General features: G+C 58.0%; 8 protein-coding genes. 2 read left to right on the top strand and 6 right to left on the bottom strand.

Annotation, left to right across the window (positions count from 1 at the left end; translation table 11 throughout):
• Window positions 1-388 precede the first annotated feature (388 nt).
• Window positions 389-862 carry a helix-turn-helix domain-containing protein gene (locus tag AC6I1V_RS17795; protein ID WP_308772122.1) on the bottom strand — a complete coding sequence of 158 codons (474 nt, stop codon included), beginning with the start codon at window positions 860-862 and terminating at the stop codon, window positions 389-391.
• A 301-nt stretch (window positions 863-1163) separates the two neighbouring features.
• Between AC6I1V_RS17795 and AC6I1V_RS17790 the strand changes: the two genes are divergently transcribed.
• Window positions 1164-1499, top strand: coding sequence for a hypothetical protein (locus AC6I1V_RS17790; RefSeq protein WP_479859484.1), 336 nt, complete (start codon window positions 1164-1166; stop codon window positions 1497-1499).
• Between the two features lie 186 nt (window positions 1500-1685).
• Here the strand turns inward: AC6I1V_RS17790 and creD are convergent, their stop codons facing one another.
• From creD to AC6I1V_RS17765, 5 genes are all read right to left on the bottom strand, one after another.
• Window positions 1686-3377 carry a cell envelope integrity protein CreD gene (gene creD / locus AC6I1V_RS17785; RefSeq protein ID WP_497737293.1) on the bottom strand — a complete coding sequence of 564 codons (1692 nt, stop codon included), beginning with the start codon at window positions 3375-3377 and terminating at the stop codon, window positions 1686-1688.
• A 218-nt stretch (window positions 3378-3595) separates the two neighbouring features.
• Entirely contained in the window at window positions 3596-3817 is a 222-nt protein-coding gene (locus AC6I1V_RS17780) for a hypothetical protein (protein ID WP_497737292.1), read from the bottom strand.
• 398 nt (window positions 3818-4215) lie between these two features.
• Entirely contained in the window at window positions 4216-4719 is a 504-nt protein-coding gene (gene nrdG, locus AC6I1V_RS17775; protein ID WP_302551892.1) for an anaerobic ribonucleoside-triphosphate reductase activating protein, read from the bottom strand.
• Window positions 4720-4923: 204 nt separating this feature from the next.
• Complete coding sequence (gene nrdD / locus AC6I1V_RS17770) at window positions 4924-5091, bottom strand: anaerobic ribonucleoside-triphosphate reductase (RefSeq protein ID WP_005024786.1); 168 nt, start codon at window positions 5089-5091, stop codon at window positions 4924-4926.
• 477 nt (window positions 5092-5568) lie between these two features.
• The gene (locus tag AC6I1V_RS17765; RefSeq protein WP_479858642.1) at window positions 5569-7836 is read right to left on the bottom strand and encodes an anaerobic ribonucleoside triphosphate reductase; all 2268 of its coding nucleotides are present in this window, start codon (window positions 7834-7836) and stop codon (window positions 5569-5571) included.
• 2182 nt (window positions 7837-10018) lie between these two features.
• On the opposite strand from AC6I1V_RS17765, the gene AC6I1V_RS17760 reads away from it, so the two are divergent.
• Entirely contained in the window at window positions 10019-21835 is an 11817-nt protein-coding gene (locus AC6I1V_RS17760) for a VCBS domain-containing protein (RefSeq protein ID WP_497737291.1), read from the top strand.
• Window positions 21836-23034 lie beyond the last annotated feature (1199 nt).

Below are 23034 nucleotides of genomic sequence, written 5' to 3'. Positions count from 1 at the left end.
GATCCACTTCCACTCCGAGGTGCAAGCCGCCATACCCGCCGGGGAAAACCGAGGCTATGCAATCTATCCAAAAGTTGATGGTGAGCCGCACGACCGCCGGGGGAAGCCGGGACCCGCACGATGCGGCCTGCTTATGGGAAAACGGGATGCCCCACCTTGAAATGCCGCCCAACCAACGGGGATGGAGGCGGGGGATGCAAAAGGGACGCTGCGGGCGTCCCTTTTTTCTTACGGCTCTGCCAGGCATGTATCCGGCACATCCACATGACATGTTTAACATAGTGCATTTATATCTTATCTGAAGAAACCATGACTGAGGCCTTTCGCTGATTCCCATCCGGCATTGCAGGAAAGAAAACATCTACCGTTTACCCTGACAGAGCCTCGCCTATTTCTTCAGGAACTTCCACCAAGGACAAAGCGGCGAGGCCCCTCTGATCCTGTGCAGGGAGTGCCCGGACAGTATTTCTTGGATACATCCCAATTCCAAAACCAGCCTGTTGACGGCGTACTGCATGTCCCGCACGGAAGGAGAGGCGCCTTCCCCGTTTACGAGGGCCCGCAGTTCTTCAAACGCATTCGCCGCGCGTACCATCTCATCCTCTATTTCCTCGCGGGAAAATTTTTCCCCGCCTTGAAGACGGGCCTCCAGCCAGCGCACCAAAATGTCATTCCCCAAAGCCACGCACAAGCGGGGGATCATTTCCAAGCTCGGCATGTAGGCATCGTTTATATTGAAGTAACGCTTGGTGACAGCGTGTGACACGCCAAGGCGATCCGCTATCTCACCTTGGGTCAAGCCGCTTTCTTCTTTGGCGAGGCGAAGTGCGGCCTTGCCCGTCATCATCTTCAATTCAATCATATTTTTTCCTCCCAACATGTGAATAAAGTGGATGCCCTCTTTCACGAGGCTCAATCAGGCCCATTCTTTTTTACACATTGGGAGTATTCCCTTTTGCACATCGTATTGGAGCTTGTATCGCTAATATCTTTTTATATGTGTCGGTTATCAGCTCTATACCATCTATCGAAAATGACGTTCCCATAATTATAGATTTTTAAATACATGTCAGGGTATCTTCTCTCCAAAAGAAAGATACCATGACAAGAAAACGGTATGACAATAGGATAGACGCCTCTCCATGCCCTTTATAGGAGGAATTATGACTATCCCACCAAAAAGCCTCATGATCGGCACTTGCGAAATCGCCAGCCACTACCCGGAACTCTCGCTTAACGACGCGGCAGGGGATGCGCTCCAGCTTGCGGAAAAGATCCGGCTCTGCGGCATTGAGGAACCCCAAAAGGAAGAGGCCGTTTTTATTGCCGCCTGCCGTTTTGTCAGTGCAGATAAAGAGCTCATGCCCCAAAAAGCGGTAGAGAAGGCCCTACGGATCTGGGATATTCTTGAAGCATGGCGGGAAAGCAATCTTGAAAAGCAGAAAATCGACGGAAGCGCGCTCTTTCATACAGAAAGCTCTGTGGACAAGATAAAATAGGGCCCTTTCCCATCAAAGCGGATTCAAAAATGCAAAACATCCTCCCCAACATGCGTCAGGGAGGATGTTTTGCATAGAACATAGTTCCCGCAGGAACCGCTACATACTGTTTTTGACGGGCACCTTTTTGCAATGCATCATTGTTTCAGGAGAGCTGCACACCTCCCTCAGCCCATACATGCCACATTACCTGCTCCCTCCCGCAAGGTTACGGGAAACCACCATGAGGGCGGCAAGCATGACGAGCAGCAGGGCCGTGCCCATAAGCAGGGCATAGTCCTCCATTTGCAGGATCGTGTACAACAGCGAATACAGGGCCACGAGCAATACGCCTATGCCCATCCCTTCCTTATAATTCCGCAGGGCGAAACCGACATAGCACGACACCATCAGTACAATGCACACCGACGCCGAAAGGTAGGAGGCCAGGAAAGCCAGATGTTCGGACAACGACAACAGCACCAGATAGAACACCACCATCGACAGCCCCACGATGCCGTACTGCACCGGATGCAGCCGCGCCCCAAGCCCCATTTCAAACACGATGAACGCAAGGAAGGTCAGCCCGATGAACAGCACCCCGTATTTCACCGAGCGCTCCACCAGCTTGTAGTGCGTACCGGCCTGATACAGATCCACGCCGACGGTGAACTCCATAAAATCGCTCGGCCATGTATGCTGCATCCCAAGGTTCGGATACGAGCGCGCCAGTGAGGGCACGCTCCACACAGCGGAGAAACCCGTATCCGACGTTTCGTAGGAAGCCGGAAGCACCTGCCCCTGAAAACTCGGATGCGGCCACGGCGAACGCACCTTGATCTCGGTGTTCTCGCCCGCCGTCGCAAACCGGATGCCGCTGCTGCCGCTCAAGGCCAGCCGCTGCGAAAAATCAAACGTCCCCTGCCCCGTATTCAGCGCAATGGGGACACGGAAACCGGACGGAAGGTTCTCGAACGGCTGCGTGCCCGGCTCGGCGCCGTACGGGACTCCGGCCCAAACGAACGGGCTCGCCTCGCGGAGCGCGCTCGGATGGCTCAAGCCCGTGATCACAAAGGCCCGAGTATAGTCCACTTCGACCAGCGCGGGGACGATGCGGGTCAGGGCTTCCCTAGACGGCAACGTAAACTGCCCGGAAATATCGATCTCGGACGTATATACCAACGCCCGATAAATCCCCCTTCGGCGGGATTCGGGGTCGAGCACGGCGTCAAAAGACAGGCGCGACGGCAGGATGACGAAATAGCTCGCCTCCAGCCTCGTTTCGCGCACCAGCCTGCCCTCGCCCCCCTCAACGGGCACCACGCGTTCCCGCTCCACACGTTCCGTATACGGAACCAGCAAGTACGGGCCGGAAAGCTGCTGCAGCCCGCCCCATGTCCGGCTGATGTCCGCCACCACTTCACGGTACAGCGACGAGCGTTCCCCTACGAGGCTTTCCACCATCAGGAGCGGAATCAGAAGCAACAGCGCGATGCCCGCCACCAAAGCGTAACGGAACACCACGGAATCCTTCAATTCTCCCTGCGGCATGGCCTTTCCCGGCAATTGATCCTGCAACGCGGCCCTGTCCGTATCGTGCGGCACACCCATAACATCCTCCACGGGCAACTGGGGTTCCAAGGCCCTTTCCAAAGGAAAATCCGGCCCTCCAGACGTTTCGGCCCCAAACGTACCTCCGGGCATCGGGGGTTCCGTCCGGGCGGCCTCCCCTCCGGCAGTCTCCGGCGGCGGGGCCGACCTTCCCCCGACAGCCGGAACACAGCCGGAATCCCGGCGCACCCGGCGTATGATCCATCTGATTATACTTACAAAACCGATACACAACGGGATTACAAGCAACACGAGCACAAGCAGGCCAATCAGCATCATTCCGAGCATACCTTATTTCCTGTCAATGCTGCCCAGCGATGAGACATTTACGCTTCCAATGTGATTTCTATTTAACCATATGAAATCTAAAATACATTTCTTAGAAAACCATCGAAAAGGCGGATATCTTCAGCAACTCTACCAACGGCGGGCACACCGGAGGCAGGCCCTACAGACTCCCTATCCCCAATGTGCCCTCAACAAGCACGCAGCGCAACCCTTGCCCCCTATCCACAACGGCAAGGTTCCCCTTCTTTATTTTGGCTGTGCCATAACGAACCGATTGGCAGTGCTTTTTCTGAAGGCTGTGTCATAGGAAACGGTTGACGTTTTATTTCTTGAGATTCCAAAGAGATAACCGATAAAGTTCCCCCATCATGGAGTCCGTCAGCGGAAAAATTGGAGAAAAAGTCTCTCTTTTCAGCATTCTGCTGAAATAAAACAACCATATGCTATGACAGAGCCTTTCTGAAACGCACAACAACCAACCGATGAAACGCCTCAGCCTTGGGGCCCACAACGGAAAAACAGGGGAAAAGGGCTGTGTTTTCACCATATACGGAAAGAAAACAATCGTATCCCATGACAGAGGCCATCAATTCTATTCCCTGAAAGGGCCTTCCTTTTCCGCCGTATCGCCATAAAGGAAAGGCTCGTTATAGTATGTGGTTGTTTCATCTCCACAGTATGGTGAAAAGAGAGGCTTTTTTTCTCATTTTTCCGTTGATGGACTATGATTGGGGAATTTTATTGGTTATTCCCTTGGTATTGAGGGAAATAAAGCACCAGCCATTTCCATGATACAACCCATAAAAAAAGCCCTCCCGAAACACCGGGAGGGCTTTGCTCAATCCATAGCAGGGTGGAGGACTACGCGGCCTTCCGCCAGCGAGCGGGGCACGTCGATGATGCGCTGGTTGCGCGAACCCCGGAACCGGATGACCAAAGACTTCTCTTCCAGTATAAAGGGGCCGTCCACAAGGATATCCAACTGGCGCAGCAACGGCATATGCCGGCTGTCCGCAAGCAGCTCCTCATACAGGTACCCGGTATAACTCGTCAGGTTGTACCCCGCGGCGCGCAGGCGCTCCGCCAGCGGCGCGAGCTTTTCGCTCTGCACGAACGGCTCCCCACCGCTGAACGTCACCCCGCGCACGATGGGGTTTTTCCGCACATCCGCAAACACCCAGTCGGGCGAAACCATGCGCCCGCCCTCGAAAGGGTGCGTCGCCGGGTTGTGGCAGCCCTTGCAGCGGTGCGGGCAGCCCTGCGTAAACAGCACGTAGCGCAAGCCCGGGCCATCCACGATGGACTCCTCGACAATGCCGGATATGCGTATTTCGTCGCTCATACCAAAACCTCTGATTCGGAGTAACCTGCCGCCCTTCCCTTCTGAAGCCGCCGCGCCGCCTATGCGCAGCGGCCCCCCATAATCATGAGAGAGGGAAAGCCGCAAAACAGCCTGTTCCCTTTTCGGGACGCAGGCTGTTCACTTTCATGGGAAAACCCCTCCGTATTCCGAGGAGAAACGGAAGGGGCTCCCCAAACGGGTGACCTAGTTGCCGCAGCAGCCGATCTTGCAGTGCTTCACGCGGTCTTCAACTTCGGCGCGTTTGGCGTTGTTGAAACGATCCACTGTACCGACGAGGTACCCGGTGATGCGACGGATACGTTCAAACTTCACGCCTTCGCCAACCAAAACTTTCTTGCTTTCCGTGTTCATCGAACCGTTCTCCAATACTTTGGTTTAATAATAGGTATATCGGAAAATGCGGGCATCCGCATTTTGCTTGCCCATCAATGCACAGTCCTCGTCCCGCCGTCCCCAACCGCTCCGGCTGTCCCAACAGCGATCCAAGGCCCGCTCCAACAAGCGGGGCTGGGGAAACCCATCCTCCCCGCAACGGGGAGGGGCTCCATCGGGACCCCCTTGAAGGAGTCCATGCAAACTACCCCACAGCCAAAAAGGACTGCATCGGCCCCCCAAAGAGGAACCCAGCCAACCCTTGCAGACGGAAGGGACACCCCTCAACAAATGCCTTGGGTGAAACCCACAACGCCCACCTCACAGCGCGGAAGGGACTCCCTCCGCGCAGCCTCCCCACCAAGCGAAAGTCTTAGGAGGGGAAAGGGAGGGGTTTGGGGAGGGGAAGGGGAAGCCCTTCTCCAGAAGGGTTCCCCTTCCCCTCCCCAATATCCGCTAAATCACCATATTGGGCTTCTTGTCCTCGGCCTCGAGGCGCTCCTCTTCGGAACGCACGTCGCGGACGTAGCCCTTGATCTTGCGCAGGACTTCGATGTCTACGCCCTCGCCATCATGGCGCCCGCAGCGGGGGCACACGTCACCGATGATCCCCGTATAGCCGCACAGCGGATCACGATCCACGGGATGGTTGATGGAGCCGTAGCCGACGCCCATATCCTTCATGGCCCGGATGAGATCCTCGAACGCCTCAAGGTTGTTCACCGGATCGCCGTCCACTTCCACATACGTGATGTGCCCGCCGTTGGTCAGCGCGTGATAGGGCGCTTCCAAACGGATCTTGTTGTACGCGCTGATGCCGTAATAGACCGGGATGTGGAACGAATTGGTATAGTAATCCTTATCCGTAATGCCTTCGATGGAACCGAAGCGCTTGCGGTCGAGGCGCACGAACTTGCCGGAAAGCCCTTCGGCGGGGGTCGCGATCACCGAGAAATTGAGCTTCGTCTCGGCGGCCTTCTTGTCCGCCTTCTCACGGATGAAACCCACAATCTTGAGGCCAAGCTCCTGCGCCTCCTCGGACTCGCCATGATGCTTGCCGATGAGCGCCTTGAGGCACTCCGCAAGGCCGATGAACCCTACGGTCAGCGTGCCGTGCTTGAGCACTTCGCGCACTTCGTCGTCCGGGCCGAGCCGATCCGAATCGATCCAGATGCCCTGCCCCATCAGGAAAGGATAATTCTTGCACTTCTTGCACGACTGGATTTCGAGGCGCTCAAGAAGCTGCTCGAAGACCAAATCCACCATCTTGTCCAGCTCAGCGAAAAAGGCATCGACGTCGTGGTTCGCAAGGATGCCGAGGCGGGGCAGGTTGATGGACGTAAAGCTCAGGTTGCCGCGCCCATTGACGATCTCACGGCTCGGATCGTTTATGTTGGCCATGACGCGCGTCCGGCAGCCCATGTAGGCGATTTCCGTCTCAGGATGGCCGGGCTTGTAGTAGGCCAGGTTGAACGGCGCGTCGATGAAGGAAAAGTTCGGGAACAGGCGCTTGGCGGACACGCGGCAGGCGAGCTTGAACAGATCGTAGTTGGGCTCGCCTTCCCGGAAATTGACGCCTTCCTTCACCTTGAAGATGTGGATGGGGAAGATGGGCGTCTCGCCGTTGCCGAGGCCCGCTTCGGTGGCCAGCAGCACGTTGCGGATGACCATGCGGCCTTCGGGAGAGGTATCGGTCCCGTAGTTGATGGAGCTGAAGGGGATCTGTGCCCCGGCGCGGGAGTGCATGGTGTTGAGGTTGTGCACCAGCGCTTCCATCGCCTGATACGTGGCCTTCTCGGTATATTCAAGGGCCTTCTTGATGGCGAAATCAATGTTCAGGGCGGGGGCGCGCTCGGCAAGAACCTCCCGGACGAAGGCAAGGCCCTTCTCGTCAAGGATGGACTCGTTTTCCTCAATGTAGGCGCGCAGCGCGGCCTTTACGGCATCCTTGCCCTCCATATCGTAGAGGTCAAGGATAATGCACAGTTCCTTGATGAAGGTCTTGGCGATGCCGGGGGCGAGGCCGTATTCAAAATTCGGGATGCTCTGCCCGCCGTGCTGGTCATTCTGATTGGCCTGAATGGCGATGCAGGCAAGGGCGCTGTAGCTGCGGATGTCGTTGGGCTCGCGCAGGAAGCCGTGCCCCGTGCCGAAGCCGCCCTTGAACAGCTTCTTGATGTCTATCTGGCAGCAGGTGGTCGTCAGGGTCAGGAAGTCGAGGTCGTGGATATGGATGTCGCCGTTCTTATGCGCGAGGCTGTGCTTCGGGTTAAGAATGTACATCTCATAGAACTGCTTGGAGCTTTCGCTGCCGTAGCGCAGCATCATGCCCATAGCGGTGTCGCCGTCGATGTTGGCGTTCTCGCGCTTGAGATCGTTGTCCTTGGCATCCTTGAAAGTGAGATCGCGGATGGTGGTCATGAGCCGGGTATTCATTTCCCGGATCTTCGTCCGCTGGTGTCGGTACAGGATGTACGCCTTGGCGGTACGGGCATGGCCGCTCTTGATGAGGGTCTTTTCTACCAGATCCTGCACCTGTTCCACATCGGGGACGGTGTCCTCGAACTGCTCATTAAGACGCTCCAGCACTTCGGCGGCTATCTTGAGCGAAAGGACATAGTCCTTCCCCCCCTGACTGCTGGCGGCACGGAAGATTGCCTGAGCGATCTTGTTCACGTCAAAAGGAACAATGCGTGCGTCACGTTTCCTGATAGAACTAACCATTCGTCATCTCACTCGCGTTATCTAGAAAAAAAGGCTGGTTGCCGTTCACAACAGCAGATGCTTGTCACTGAAGGAAACAGGTTCATACATCCAGCATAGCCTATCCGGGGACTTGGGGCTAGTGCCCAACACTCTTTTCCGAAAAGTTCTTTTTTGAACCATCCGCCGTCCGGCCGCCCGCCATCGGGACGCAAAAAAGGACGCCTTAGAGCAACGAAGCCATCGCTCTTTCGTTAAAACGGGGAGACCCACTATCAAAACTTTCTGAATATCCGAGGGTTGATATGCTCTCCCCGATACCGGGGGCATACGGCAGCGAACCCTCGCTTGTCAGGGGGGATGCCTCTCTGCGTGAAAAAGATGTAAACGCAAACCGGAAGAGGATCAACACCCCCCAGCGTGCCTAAACGAAAGCTCTCACCTCAAAAGCCCCGATAAACAAGGCTTCCATCGGGATGAAAAATTTTTCAGCTTTTTTTATGCCCGGACGAGTCATATCGGGGGCATTCTGTCAACCGCCAGTTTGCAGCTAGTTACGCATAACACATTATGGATAATGAATTATTTTTTTCTAAAAATATCAAACTTTCTTCCTTCGCCGCCCCTTTCGGCAACGTATGCAGGCCACCCCTAAAAAGTAACAATTCCTAATTACAGAAAAAACGCCATCTCAAGAAACGCCCCGCGAAAGCCTCCAGAGGCGGCAGAACCTTCCCCCAAAGCCCCGGTTCCTACATGGGGGGCGCCAACAAAATACAACGCTCTGAAACCGTGAATCCTCTGCCCCGGTTCTTGCACGGAAGATGCGCCCGCTCCCCTTTTGGCGGCAGGGCACCTGTGCGGAAGATGGGGGCTATCCAAGGGAAAACCGTTCCCCTCAGCGCCGCAGCCCGATCCATACCGGCACTGCTGCGGCCCCATCGGCATCATTGCCGCCGTATCCCGGCAGCCTGTCCGGGATCGTGCCTATTCTATTATATTAAAGGTAGAGGGGTTCCACTTTGGAGGCCTGCCACCCGTGGGCTGAACGGAGCCTTGGAAGCCTTGCCATAGAAGACGTACCGAAGCCTGCCCCCGTGCGGCGGAACGGCCCCACCTTGGGAACCCCACTTTGGAAATCCCGTCCGCCAAACCTTCATGCCCCAATAGGCCCCTTTTCCGGCACCAACCCGGACGGTATGCCCGGCATCCAGCCAATACTCCGCCGGAGCAGGCCAAGTTCGCCGGACGGATATATACCCGGCCCCCAACGACTGGTGCGACACGTTAAGCGTCGCCCATTCCCGGACGAATATATGCCCGGCAACCAGCCATAAATCAGCCTAAGCCTTTCCGGGGCTTGCCCCCGGCAAAAGGTAGGGGGTTCCCCCTTGGAGGACTGCCACCCGTGGGCGGAACGGAGCCTTGGAAGCCTTGCCATAGAAAACGTACCGAAGCCTGCCCCCGTGCGGCGGAACGGCCCCACCTTGGGAACCCCACTTTGGAAATCCCGTCCGCCAAACCTCCATACCCCGATAGGCCCCTTTTCCGGCACCAACCCGGACGGTATGCCCGGCATCCAGCCAATGCGCCGCCGGAGCAGGCCAAGTTCGCCGGACGGAATATACCCGGCATCCAACGACTGGTACGACACGTTAAGCGTCGCCCATTCCCGGATGGATATATGCCCGGCACCCAGCCACAAATCAGTCCAAGCCTTTTCCGGGGCTTGCCCCGGCAAAAGGAGATATTCACGCCTCCAATGAAACTTATATTCAACTATATGAAATATAAAATAAATTTATTGTAAAACCACCAAAAAGTGAACGCCCCGGCAAAAAGGGCATCCCCAACATGCCCGGACGCCGCAAAAGCTCCTGTTTCGGATACGATTTTCCCCTGTTCAATGAAAAAACCATCAAAAAAGAAACAAAGCCCCCACAGAGGCGGCCCCCAATGATACTCATCAGCGGGACGGCAAAGAGCAGCAACTCTCATTGACAGCCGATGGATGGACGCTTATAGATAAGAAAAACATCCGGTATCCCGCCCCGTTGGGGATGCCCGTCATTTCTTGAGAAACGCGCCTTAGCGCACCTCTCCCCAGCCCGACATCATCAGGACTGTTCCATCGTAGACAAGGCCCTGCACAATTCGTGCAGCGGCCTCTTTTGTTTTTCCTTCCACACTTAAGGAGTCCTGTATGGCGGACATCATTCTCAATAAGCCGGAAGCGGGCACTCAGGCCGTCTTTGAGGCGGCCGGGGACAGCCGGATCGACCTCAACTTCCCTACTGATCAGGCAACGCTGGAACGATCCGGCAATGACCTCATTTTCCGTTTCGACGACGGGGGCACCGTTGCCCTGCGCGATTTCTATACGGCCTATACCAAGGAATCCATACCCGACTTCGTGATCGAAGGCACCCCGATTGCGGGCGAACAATTCTTTATGGCCCTCAACGAGCCCGACCTCATGCCCGCAGCCGGCCCGGCGGCAAACGCCTCCAACGCGGACGGCGGGCGCTTCCGCGAATATACCGACGCCACCCTCATCGACGGCGTAAACCGCCTTGACGGGCTCGACCTGAGCAGCAGCCGCGCCTTCTTCCCCGAACGCGACCCGTGGGGCGGCCTGCGCGGTAACGATACCCCCAACTTCGAGCCGATCCTCAGCGTCAGCGGCTCACTCAACCTTATCGAATCCGGCGTGCTCCCCGGCGGCAATACCCCCTATGAAGGCATCCCCTCCATGTCCGGCAGCGCCACCGGCACTGACGGCAACGGGGACTCGCTTTCCTTCGGCTTCATCGACGCGAACGGGGCGCAAGTGAGCAGCATCACCACACCTTACGGCGTGATGACGATGGCCCCCGACGGAACCTACACGTACACCCTCGACAACGCCGACCCCGATACCAACGGCCTCGCCCGTGGCGAAACCCGTACCGAAACCTTCACCATCTATGTGAGCGACGGACGCGGCGGCCTCGCCACGCAGGAAATCACCGTCACCATCACCGGCACCAACGATCGGCCTGAGCTCTCCATTGCCGACGCTGCACAGCCCATCCACGAAGACACCGCCTCTGTGGGCGGCAGCTTTGAAGTGGAAGACCCGGACAGCGACAGCGGGCAGAACCAGACCTTCCATATCGCCGGCGGCAAGACCACGGACGCCGACGGCAAGGTTCATGACACCACCGGCACGGCTGTCGACGGCTCCCACACCGCCGAAGGCAGCACGCCGGCCACGTTCACCACGGACTACGGCAAGCTGACCCTCGATCCCGCCACCGGGCAGTGGAAGTATGAACTCGACAACACCAACGAAGAAATCCAGCAGCTCAATGCCGGTGAAAAGAAATTCGAGACCTTTGACGTAACCGTCACCGACGAGCACGGCGCGACCTCCACCCAGACCATTACGGTTACCATCACCGGAACCAACGACATCCCGGTGATCGACACCGAACAGAGCGATTTCCACCTTGCATTCAAGGAACAGGGCGTCTACCAGCCTACGGAAGGCGGCGACGGCAACGCCCCCACCACAGGGGGCGGGATCGGGGAAGGCCAACATCAGACCGGAACCCTTTCCGGCAAGATCTACGCTTCCGATATCGACAAGGAAAATGGGGCCGGTTCCACGGATCACGACGTCAACAAGCTCAACTTCCACGTCGAGCACGCCGGATCGAACCTGACCGACAGCGACGGCGGTGCCCCCACCACGGTGACCGGAACCGGAACCCCCGGCACCGGGGACATCGTCTATACGTACGAATCAGCCTACGGCACCCTGACCTTCCATGCGGACGGCTCCTACGAGTATACCCTGAAAAGTGAAGCGGACAGCGACGCCGTCAACAACCTCGCCCTCGGCCAGACCGTAACCGAGACCTTCACCGTCTACGTCACCGACGCCCAGACCGGAAAGAGCGAACCCCAGACCATCACCGTCACCATCCACGGCACCAACGACATCCCCACGCTGGATCTTTCCAACGACAACCTCAATGGGCTGCTCGGCGGCGACGGCCTCCATGTGGTCGAGGACGGCGTGGGCCGTGAAGACGCCAACACCCCCACCGACGATCCCGGCAAGGAAAACGCCCCATTTACGGGCCATACCACCGACACCGGAACCGCCACCGGTACTGACGCCGATGCAGGGCATATCCTGTATTTCGGCGCGGCTGCGGGCGATAAGGCCAACGGAGCGTTCGATCCTTCCGTGAAGTTCAACGCGGCCGACTCCACCGCCACGGGCGACGAGGCCTCTTCCGTGGTCGCAAACGGGCAGTACGGCAGCCTGACGATCAAATCCGACGGTTCCTACACCTACGCCATGAAGGGCGAAGACGAAAACGTCAGCTTTGAGATCGACGGCAAGACCTACACTTCCCTTGATCAGCTCGCCGAAGGCGACACCATTCACGAAACCTTTACCATTTACGTGCGCGACGAGCACAATGCTTGGACATCGCAGACCGTCACCGTGACCATCCACGGCACCAACGACATCCCCACCCTCGAAATCAAGGGCGAGGACTGGAACATCACGCAGGGCGGCGAGCTGTCCATCGGCGGCACATTCACGGTCAGCGACAACGACCGCGACGCCGGGGAAAACCAGACCTTCCGCATCGAAGGCGGCAAGGCCACGGGCGCCGACGGCAAGGAACATGACACCATCGGCACGGCTGCCGAGGGTTCCCACACCGCCGAAGGCAGCACGGCGGCCACGTTCGAGACGGAATACGGCACGCTGACCCTCGATCCCGCCACCGGGGAGTGGACGTATGAAGCCAAGCCCGACGCGATCCAGGGGCTCGGCAAGGACGAAACCAAAATCGAAACCTTTGAAGTGACCGTCACCGACGAGCACGGTGCGACCTCCACAAAGGAGATCACCGTTACCCTGACGGGCAAAAACGATGCTCCGCGGCTCAATGGTGCCGCCATTGAACTGAAGGAACAGGGGGTCTATGACACGGTCAACGCCAACACCCCCACCACGGAACATTCCGGCGGCACGGGGATAGGCGACAGCGAGCACCAGCTTTCCATTGAAGGCAAGCTGGATGCAAGCGACCTTGATCTGAACGACAAGCTCACCTATGGCATCAAGGGCCTGAAGGAAGGCGACGGCCCCACTGCCGACAGCCTGACCGTGGAAATCAAGGGCAGTGACCCCGACGCCCCCAAGACCGTGGAAGTCGAGGTCACCTCCTCCTCGATTGATCCGGCCACGCATATCCAGACCATCGAGACCAACTACGGCACCCTGACCCTCAACACGCAGACCGGTGAGTTTACCTTCGACATCAGCGGGTCCGACGACGCCGACGAGCTGGCGCAGGGCGAAGAGCTGACCTTCAATTTCCACACGACCGTTGACGACGGCAACGGCGGAACAGCCGACAGCGTTCTGACCGTGACGATCAAGGGCACCAACGATCGGCCCACGCTCGATCTGGCTGAGCCCTCCCACGGCGACAACGTCACGGCCGAGATCGATGACCAAACCGGCGAAGTCACATTCAACATCACCGAAAAGGCCGACGCCCCCAGCGATACCACCGTTTCCGGGACGCTCAAGTCCGAAGACGACGACCGCGGCGCGAACCTGCTCTACGGCGTGGCGCACGGCAAGCAGGACGTGGAGTCCGAAGCGGGCCGAAACGAAGCCTTTGCTTCCGGTTCCGACGGCAAGCCTGGCATGGGCGAACCGCTCCACCAAGTCGGCGACAAGATCGTGATTGAGGGCGAATACGGCACGCTGACCATCGATCCGGAGAGCAATACCTACACCTACAAGACCAACGAAAACGCCGACCGCCTCGGCCTCGACGCCGACGGCAACCCGCAGACCGGAACCGACGAGTTCACCATCTATGTGCGTGACGAACACGGCGCATGGACGGCGAAACCCGTTTCCTTCACAGTCACCGGCTCCAACGACACGCCGACGATTACGGCTGACGCCACCAAGCACTGGGTCAAGGAAGCGGGCGCTCTGGACACCTCGACGGCTCACGGCACGACGACCGACACCAAGAATACCGCGGATACCTCCGATGATTCCCGCGAGCTGACCGGAGATGATACCACCCTCTCCCGGAATGAAATTTCCGGTCAAGTCCACGTCAAGGATACCGACGCCGACGACACCCTGACCCTCAGCATCGGGGCGAAGGAAGGTTCCGGCACGATCCTCATCGGCGCTCCCAAGACGGACGCCAACGGCAACATTACGCTGGAAACGGAGTTCGGTTCCATCATCCTGCACAAGGACGGAACCTATACCTACACGATCGACGAAGGGAAAACGCAGTCCCTCAAGCAAGGCCAGACCGAGAAGGAAAGCTTCACCATCACCGTGGACGACGGGCACGGCGGCAAGGCTTCCGTGGACATCACGATCAACATCGTGGGCTCCAACGATCGGCCTGCCCTGACTCTGACCAACCCCGCCGACATGACGGTCAGCGATCCCGGCTACGACAAGGATCATAATGAAGTCCCTGAAGACCTCACCGTCACCGGTACGTTCAAGGGCGCTGACCCCGATTCCGATCACTCGCTCGAATTCGGCGTGAGCACCACCCCCGGCAACCGCGATACCGCGTTCCATGCGGGCGATGACAACACCCCCGGCATGGGCGAAGGGATTCATACGGTCAAAGGAACATACGGCACCCTGACGCTTGATCCGAGCAATGGCACATACACCTATACGCTGGACACCACCAAAGACGGCGCGGCGGATAAGCTCGGCCTCGACAAGGACGGCAACCCGGAAACCGGAACCGACGAGTTCACCATCTACGTGCGCGACGAACACGGCGCATGGTCGGAAAAGACCATCACCGTCACCGTCAACGGCTCCAATGATATGCCCATTGTCACCAGTACGGGCGAAACGCTCACGCTGAGGGAAGAAGGCTACGACGGCTACGACCCGGAGAAAGGCAATATAGCCGTTGACAGCAAAGACATGCTCACGGGGAAGGTGGAAGCCTCCGATGCGGACGCCAACGATACGCTGACGTATTTCTTCTCCGATAAGAATCACAACCCCATCACCTTCGAGGTGGGTGACAAGATCGGCACCCTGACGCTTGCCGACGGTACGAAAAGCGAGATCTCTATTACCGGGGTCGGGCAGGAAGGGAACGAAATAATCATCTCCACCGACTACGGCGATTTCCGTCTGGATACCACGAACGGCAAATACAGTTTCACCAAGGCCGAAGAAACACGCTTCGAAAATGGTAAAGAAGTTCTTGATGATAACCCCATCAATGATCTTCAGATCGGCGACAAGGTGGAGCTTGATTTCACCATCAGCGTGAAGGATGATCATGGCGCGGTGGCTTCGGACACCCATGACGTCAAGGTCGAGATCGACGGTTCCAACGACCTGCCTTACGCCAAGATGGCGGACATCTACGTCAAGGAAGAAGGCGTCTACTTCCATGCCAACAAAGGTCACGGCGGCAACACCGCCACGACGGAAGGCAACACCAGCAAAGAGGGCCACAATCTTTCCGGTAAGCTGGAAATAACGGGCCTCACGGACGTGGACGACGACACCAGCGCAGGTTTCGGCCTCGGAAAGGGGCAGTTCAAGTTGAATATCAGCCTGCAGGACTCCAACAAGAGCCATTGCAGCGAGCTGACATATACAGAAACCCAGGTCGAAGGTGAAACCGTGGGGACGTGGACAACGCACCCCCTGTTGAGCAACGGCGCCGATTGCGAAAGGGCCATGGAAGCCCTTTTCGGCGGGAACTTCCCGGAGGACGTCTTTGCGGAACTCGAAGCCGCGCTTCGGGCGGATGGGCTGCTGGGAGCGGATGAAGATCTCACCCTCGACAACGCTAAGGCTATCCTTAAAGATGTGGAGCTCGGCACCCTTACCGTCAATACAAAGGGCGAATACACCTTTGAGCTTCCCCCGGACGGCTCGGCGGGCAGCATCCTCGTGGATACGCTCCAGCAGGGTACCCAGTCCGGGCGGCCCCTCGACTATACCATCACCGACCCGCACGGCGGCGTTTACAATGGCAGCTTTAACATTGTCATCAAAGGCACCAACGACCGGCCCGAACTGACGTTAGACAGCAACGATGACCGCATCACGATCGTTGAAAAGACGACAAATGATGGGAAGACGGTAACTGAAGAAGCCCAGATCGAAATGAACGAAGACGGCGACGCCTTCGTCGGCAAGGCCCACGGGACGGATGTGGACTCCGGCTCCACGCTGACCTATGGCATTGCCGGAGGGCATATCGGCAACGCGGACAGCACCGACGTCACGGATCTTCAAAAAGCCTTTGACGATAAACCCGGCGAACCCGGTAAATCCGACGACCCCGGCATGGGCGCGGCACATACGGAAGTTCAAGGCAAGTACGGCGTGCTCACCATCAACCCGGAGACCGGCGAATATGCGTACACGCCGACCGACGACAGCCTTGTCCTTGGCTCGGAGCACGAGGATAAATTCACCATCTTCGTACGTGACGAGCATGGCGCGTGGTCGCAGCAGCATATCACCTTCATCGTGAAGGGCGACGCCGACGCCCCTGTCCTTGTGGGCAAGGCCCCCGACGCGAACGTGATCGAGCTCACCGAGGCCGGTGTGGTTGGGAATAAGGATGTATCCGGTTCGCTCCACATCAAGGGCGAGGATCAGGAGACAGATCCGTTTGGAGACGCCCCCAACGGCTACGAACTCGGCTCGTTCACGGTCAAGCAGATCGATACGGTAGGCACTGACGAGACGGCGGCGGGTGAGCTTATCGCCGGGTTCGTCGTGGGCAACGAGTTCCACGTGGGAGACCTGGAAACCCCCTACGGAACCCTGCACGCCGAAGCCGTCAAAGGCGAAGACGGCACTTACGAAGTCGTCTACTCCTTCATCCCACCGGAGCCGGGTTCTCAGGAAGCCAAGAACCTCGACGCCCTCAACGAGGGCGAGCGCAAAGAGCTGTTTGAGGATCTCAAGGTCGGCGTCTATGACTCCGCCCACGAATCCTTCGTGAAGGGCGACGCCAACGGGGAAGGCTCGTTCAACATCAAGGACGGGGATCTTGTCCTGACGCAGGATGTGCAGATCCACATAAACGGCACCAATGACCGGCCCTTCTTCACCGACAAAGATGGGAAGCCCATCACCGAAATCACCATCGGCACGGGCGAGCTGGAGGAAGACGGCAACCATACCATTACCGGCAATCTGAACGCCCACGACCCCGACGCGGGCCACAGCGACGCCCTCACCTACAGCATCGTGGGCAACCGCGGGCAACTGGAACATCACATCCAGGGCAAGTACGGCATCCTTGAGCTTAAAGAGGACGGCAGCTACACCTATACGATCACTAATCCCAAACTGTTGGACGCGCTGAATAAAGGCGAGACGCTCATTGGCTCCGTTTTAGAGCAGGAAGCATTCACCATCCGCGTCGAAGACCCGAAAGGGGCCTACAGCACCGGCAAGCTCGTCATCGACGTCATCGGATCGGCGGACATTCCGATCGTCAAGCCCGGTGCGGGAACGGTGGTTGAGGATGATATCCCGGAAAGCGGCGACGATGAGGGCCTTCCGTCCGTCAGTGGAAAGCTGGAGCTGGAAGGCGTGGTCGATGCCAAGGACAAGGGCGAGGGCGAGCTGAAGTGGACGGTCAGCAACGAGGTCACGGACAAGGAAGGAAATCCGGTCGACGAACCGCTCGGTACACTCACAATCAATAAAGACGGCACCTACACCTACGTCCTGACCAAGAACGGCGAAGATATCGTCCAGTCCATGAACGAAGGAAACAGCAAAACCGAAGTCTTCAAGGTGCAGGTGGAGACCAAAGGCGGCAAGCTCGTCGATACGGAAATCACCATCACCATCAATGGCACCAACGACGCCCCGGAATTTGCCGCCGAGGTCACGGGCCTCACGGGTGGCGTGGTGAAGCAGGACGCGTTCGTCGCTGACGGCACTGCCGACAACCCCGGACTGGTCTACAAGGGAACCATCCTCGGCTGGAAGGACATCGACGACACGGACGTCCGTTTCATGCTGGTCGGTGAGAACGGGGAGCCCGTTACCGAGCTCAAGACCGACTACGGCACCATCGTCCTCACCTATGAGGAAGTAACGGATGATGCCGGAAATATTATCAATGTCATCACGCACTACACCTACACGCTGGACAACGAAAGCGATGCGCTCCGCAAGAAACTGAGCGAGCTTGGGGAAGGCGAGTCTTTGTGGGACACGGTGCAGGTCGTGGTCGTCGACGCCCACGGCGGGGTTTCCGAAGAGACGAGGGAACTCACCATCGAAATCAAACAACCTGACGACAAAGAGCCTGGTGGAGTGGATGTCAAAGACCCCGGCAATGAGTACACCGGGGAAGTGTATGAAGACGGCGACCGGGAAGATACCCCCGAAGTGGAAAGCACGGTCGTTGAAGGCCAGCTTAAAGCCGAATGGGACGGCGAAGGCCCTGAAGGGGTGGAAGCGCCCAACCGCGTCTTCGGCATCGAAGAAACGGACGCGGAAGGAAACGGTACCGGGAACCAGATCCAGAGCAACGCCGCGTCAGGCAAATACGGCGTCCTCGTCATCGATCCCGTTACCGGGAAGTATACCTATACCCTGCACAACGGCGAAAACGGCGAAGAAGGCCCGGTGCAAAACCTCGCCGCCGGGCAGGTGGTGGAGGAAACCTTCAAGGTCATGCTCAACGGCAAGGTGACGGACTCCACGATCACCATTACCATTCGGGGCACCAACGACGCGCCCGTCATTACCAGCGAGGCCAAAGACCTGAGCCTGAAGGTTCAGGAAGACGCCGAAGAGGGGCTTCAGCCGATGGAAGGAACCCTGAAGGCTGAAGACATCGACTACATCCTTGATGGGAACGGCAACCCCGCGCTCGACGGCAATGGGGATGCAAGGACTGAAACCGAGACGCTTGAGTGGTTCTTCCGCGACAAGGACGGCAACCTCGTCAAAGAGCTGGAGACCGAATACGGCAAAGTCACCCTGAAAGTTGATGAAGGGGGCGAGTGTACATACGTCTACACGCCCAATGTGGATCATCTGATAGAAGGGGAAACGCTTCCCGATTCGTTCACCGTCACCGTGCGTGACCAGCACGGGGAGACGGTTGATCAGGAAATCAACGTCACCATCAAGGGCACCAACACGGGCCCTAAAGTGATCGGGGAACAAGCGCCCCTCGCTGTTCAGGAAGACGAGATCACCACTACGTCAGGCGAGCTGTGCAAACTCATCTTTGACGACGAAGGGCTTGGGCTGGACAACCTGACCTATTCCATCAACGGGCAGGGCATGGTCGCTGAAGGCAAGTACGGCACCCTGCACATCGATCCGGCTACCGGAAAGTATGTCTATACCCTGAACAATGCCGACCCGACCGTGCAGGGCCTCAGTGAGGCGGACGGTATTCAGAAAGAACACTTTACCCTCACCGTGACGGACAAGCACGGAAAAACGGTGGAGGTTGAAATCACCGTCAATGTCAAAGGCAACGACGACGCACCGTTGCTGAGCCTCGGCGGGGCCCTCTACGTGCGTGAAGGGGCCGGGGCCATAGGTGGAACCGCCATAGGCTCCGACAAAGACGATGCGGACAAAGGGCATCTGACCTACTCCTTTGAGGGCGCTGAAACGGTAAAAAACGAAAACGGCACGTTTGCGGTTATAAAAAACGAATACGGCGAGTTCAGGATCAACACCAAGACCGGGGAATACACGTTCACGCTCAACAATGAGTCCGAAGCCGTACTTGGGATGGAAGCGGGCAAGCTGTACGAGGTGAAGATTCCCGTGACCGTCACTGACACATCAGGACTGTCAGACACAAAGGAACTCACCGTCACCATCGAAGGCACGAATACCGCGCCCATCATCAAGAGCGGTGAAAACGGCGTCATCGAGGCCAATGCAGAGAACCCGCTGATCGAAGACGGCGGCAAGACTCAGATGACCGGGAAGGTGGAGGCCCATGACTATGACGGCGAAGTCGCCAACTACATGTTCGTAAACGACAAGGGCGAGCTTGTCAGCACGATTGAAGGCAAGTACGGCTCCATCACCATCAATAAGGACGGCACCTACACCTATACGTTCGACAACGGGAAGGCGCAGCACCTTGGCGCCGAAGGACTGGCCGTCGATGGCTTCAAGGTCGTTGCCGTTGACAACTACGGGGCGCAAACCACGAACCCCTCCGAACTCCAGATCTCCATTCAGGGCACCAACGACGCCCCGGTGATCACCTCCGCCGCCCCGACACTCAACCTGACGGAACCGAGCGAAGGGGCCGAAGGGACGGCCCAAGCAACAGGCCGGATCGAGTTTACCGATGCGGACAAAAAGGCTGACGGAAGCTTCCATGACACGCACACCTTCTCGGTAAAGCGCGAAGGAGCGGAAGGGAACGGCGGCCCATCGGCTGAAGGCAAGTACGGCACGCTGACCATAGATGAGCAAGGCAACTACGAGTACATCCTGACCAGCGACGCGCTCGGAGAAGGAGAGAAGGCCACTGAAACGTTCACGGTCACCGTGAGCGACGGCAAGGGTGGTACGGCGACCCAGACCATCACCGTCAACCTTACCGGAACCAATGACGCCCCGGTGATTACGGGCTCGCAGACCGACAACGGCACTACGGGCTCCTTCACCTTCGCCGACGCCGATGTGAACGACAAACATTCCCTTGCCGTCAGCATCGGCGGCAAGACATATGATGTAACCCTGAACCCCGAAGGCACGAGCGGCACCGCCGCCATTGACGGGCTGGGCACGTTCACATTGACGAAAGGTGAGGGCGGCGCGTGGAACTACACCTTCACCCCCAGCGCCGAAGCGCAGGCCGGGGCCGAACTGGGAGAAGTCGTAAAGCATGACTTCCAGATTACCGTCAGTGACGGTCATGCTACTGTGACGACTCCGGCAGGCTCCCTGTCCGTGAGCTTTATGGGCACGGGCGTCAATGCAGACATGCCATTGGACAATCTGATGCCGGACATGACCCACAGCGATACGCTGCCCGGCACGGACCCGCACGAGAACGCGCTTGCCTACACGTTCGACAATGCCCAAGGCGGGGACATCCAAGGGACATTCGGGACGCTGCATTTCGATGCGGAAACCGGGCGATATACCTACACCTTGGATACCTCGGAGGAGGGCCTCCACAAGCTGGCGGAGGCACAAGCTCACGGTTCCGACCTGAAGGAATCCTTCGAGTATACCGTAAACGGCGCTGACGGCACTTCCAACGGCTCGCTGGAAATCAACCTGACGAATCTGCACACGGCTCTCGGCGGTGAGGGCACCGATCCCCTAGGCGATCCAAATGCACCGCATTCGCAAGTGCTTTTTGGCGAAGGCGGCGACGATGCCCTTCACGGCGGTTCGGGCAACGACTGGCTGTTCGGCGGCGACGGAGACGATCAGATCTTCGGCGGCATGGGTGACGATACCCTGTTCGGCGACGCGGGCAACGATTACCTCGACGGCGGGGCTGGCCGTAACTCGCTCTACGGCGGTGAAGGGAACGATATCCTCGTCTACAACCAAGGCATGGCCCATGCCAGCGGCGGTGAAGGCATCGACTTCCTTGTCGGGGCCGACAGGGACACGCTGGACAGCTTGTTCGCCGACAAGGACAGCAACCCCATCCAGAGCGACATCGAAGTGTTCATCACCTCCAAGCCGGACAGCCTGAGCCTGACGAGTATGGATGATCTAAAGAATATCGGCATCTCCATAGAGGACGACAAGCTCCACCTCTCCGGGGATTGGAAGCCGACGGCTGACGGAAACGGGGAACCGGGCACCAGCCTCGGCAATTACGCCGAGTTCACCAATGGGAACGGCACCACAATCCTCGTGCAGGCCGATACCCTAGCCAGCGAGGACTTGACGCAACAGCTCGCCCAGAACGCACTGGCCCACGGACAAGGCTGATCACAGGGACGCCGCCGGATACCCTTCCGGCGGCCCCCTATCCGCCACCCAAAAACAAAAGGTTCCGTTCCGGCATACACTGGGACGGAACCTTTCCTTGAGCTCGTGGGGGAGTCAAAGCACGCATTCCCGGCATACGCCGGGGGACACATGAGGCAGGACGGCATTGGGAAGCCTTTTTGGCATTCCCGCCGTACACCGGGACGGAACCGTCCAAAGCGCAGGCTTCCGGGCTTGATGAGCCCCTTCCGGCATACGGCGGAACCTCTTCCTCAACCATCGGCACGCGCTACCCAACCTTCACTACAGCAAAAAGCGGACAAGGCTGATCACAGGGATGCCGCCGGATACCCTTCCGGCGGCCCCCCTATCCGCTACCCAAAAACAAAAGGTTCCGTTCCGGCATACACCGAGGCGGAACCTTTTCTTGGGCTCGTGGGGGCTTCAAAGCACATATTCCCGGCATACGCCGGGGGAACCCGTGAGGCAGGACGGCATTGGAAAGTCTTTTTGGCATTCCCGCCGTACCGGGACGGAACCGTCCAAAGCGCAGGCTTCCGGGCTTGATGAGCCCCTTCCGGCATACGGCGGAACCTCTTCCTTAACCATCGGCACGCGCTACGCACAACCTTCACTACAACAAAAAAGCGAGAACCCACCCCAACAGCGGTAATCCGCCCAATCCCGCCCGATGCGCGGCACGATAACCCCACAGCGGCAGTGTGGCGGCTTCAAGAAAGGCTCTGCCATAGTCTATGGTTGTTTTATTTCAGCAGTATGTTGAAAATAGAGACTTTTTCTCCAGTTTTTCGATTAACGGACTCCATAGCCAAGACATTTTGCTGATTATTCCTTTGGAACTTCAAAGAAAAAGCAGGTGCGGAACGCCTTCCCACACCTGCGGAGAATCTTATGGAACACAGCGTGGCGGGAGCCGCGGGCAATTCCTTCCCGCACATGCGCGGGGAATCTTGCGCGCTCCCACCGCCGTTCGGAAGGAAGCCCTTACGCCTGCGGGCAGTCTGGATATACGCAGACCATAGGCATATTCACAGCCCTTGCCCACACCTGCGGGCAACTTGCCGCCTACGCGCCCAAGCCAATGCACTCCCTCCGTTTTCCGCATGGGCGGGGCAAGCGCCGCTTGGGAGTTCGCCTCTTCGAGAGTTTTCTAAAAATTCATTTTATATTTCATATAA

Source organism: Bilophila sp. T19-St14 (assembly GCF_059728385.1).
This window is presented reverse-complemented; position numbering and strand designations above follow the sequence as displayed.

What these genes read in the sequence shown, in the direction of transcription:
- AC6I1V_RS17795 (WP_308772122.1), bottom strand. Translation starts at nt 862, where the DNA reads ATGATTGAATTGAAGATGATGACGGGCAAGGCCGCACTTCGCCTCGCC.
- AC6I1V_RS17790 (WP_479859484.1), top strand. Translation starts at nt 1,164, where the DNA reads ATGACTATCCCACCAAAAAGCCTCATGATCGGCACTTGCGAAATCGCC.
- creD (WP_497737293.1), bottom strand. Translation starts at nt 3,377, where the DNA reads ATGCTCGGAATGATGCTGATTGGCCTGCTTGTGCTCGTGTTGCTTGTA.
- AC6I1V_RS17780 (WP_497737292.1), bottom strand. Translation starts at nt 3,817, where the DNA reads ATGGTTGTTTTATTTCAGCAGAATGCTGAAAAGAGAGACTTTTTCTCC.
- nrdG (WP_302551892.1), bottom strand. Translation starts at nt 4,719, where the DNA reads ATGAGCGACGAAATACGCATATCCGGCATTGTCGAGGAGTCCATCGTG.
- nrdD (WP_005024786.1), bottom strand. Translation starts at nt 5,091, where the DNA reads ATGAACACGGAAAGCAAGAAAGTTTTGGTTGGCGAAGGCGTGAAGTTT.
- AC6I1V_RS17765 (WP_479858642.1), bottom strand. Translation starts at nt 7,836, where the DNA reads ATGGTTAGTTCTATCAGGAAACGTGACGCACGCATTGTTCCTTTTGAC.
- AC6I1V_RS17760 (WP_497737291.1), top strand. Translation starts at nt 10,019, where the DNA reads ATGGCGGACATCATTCTCAATAAGCCGGAAGCGGGCACTCAGGCCGTC.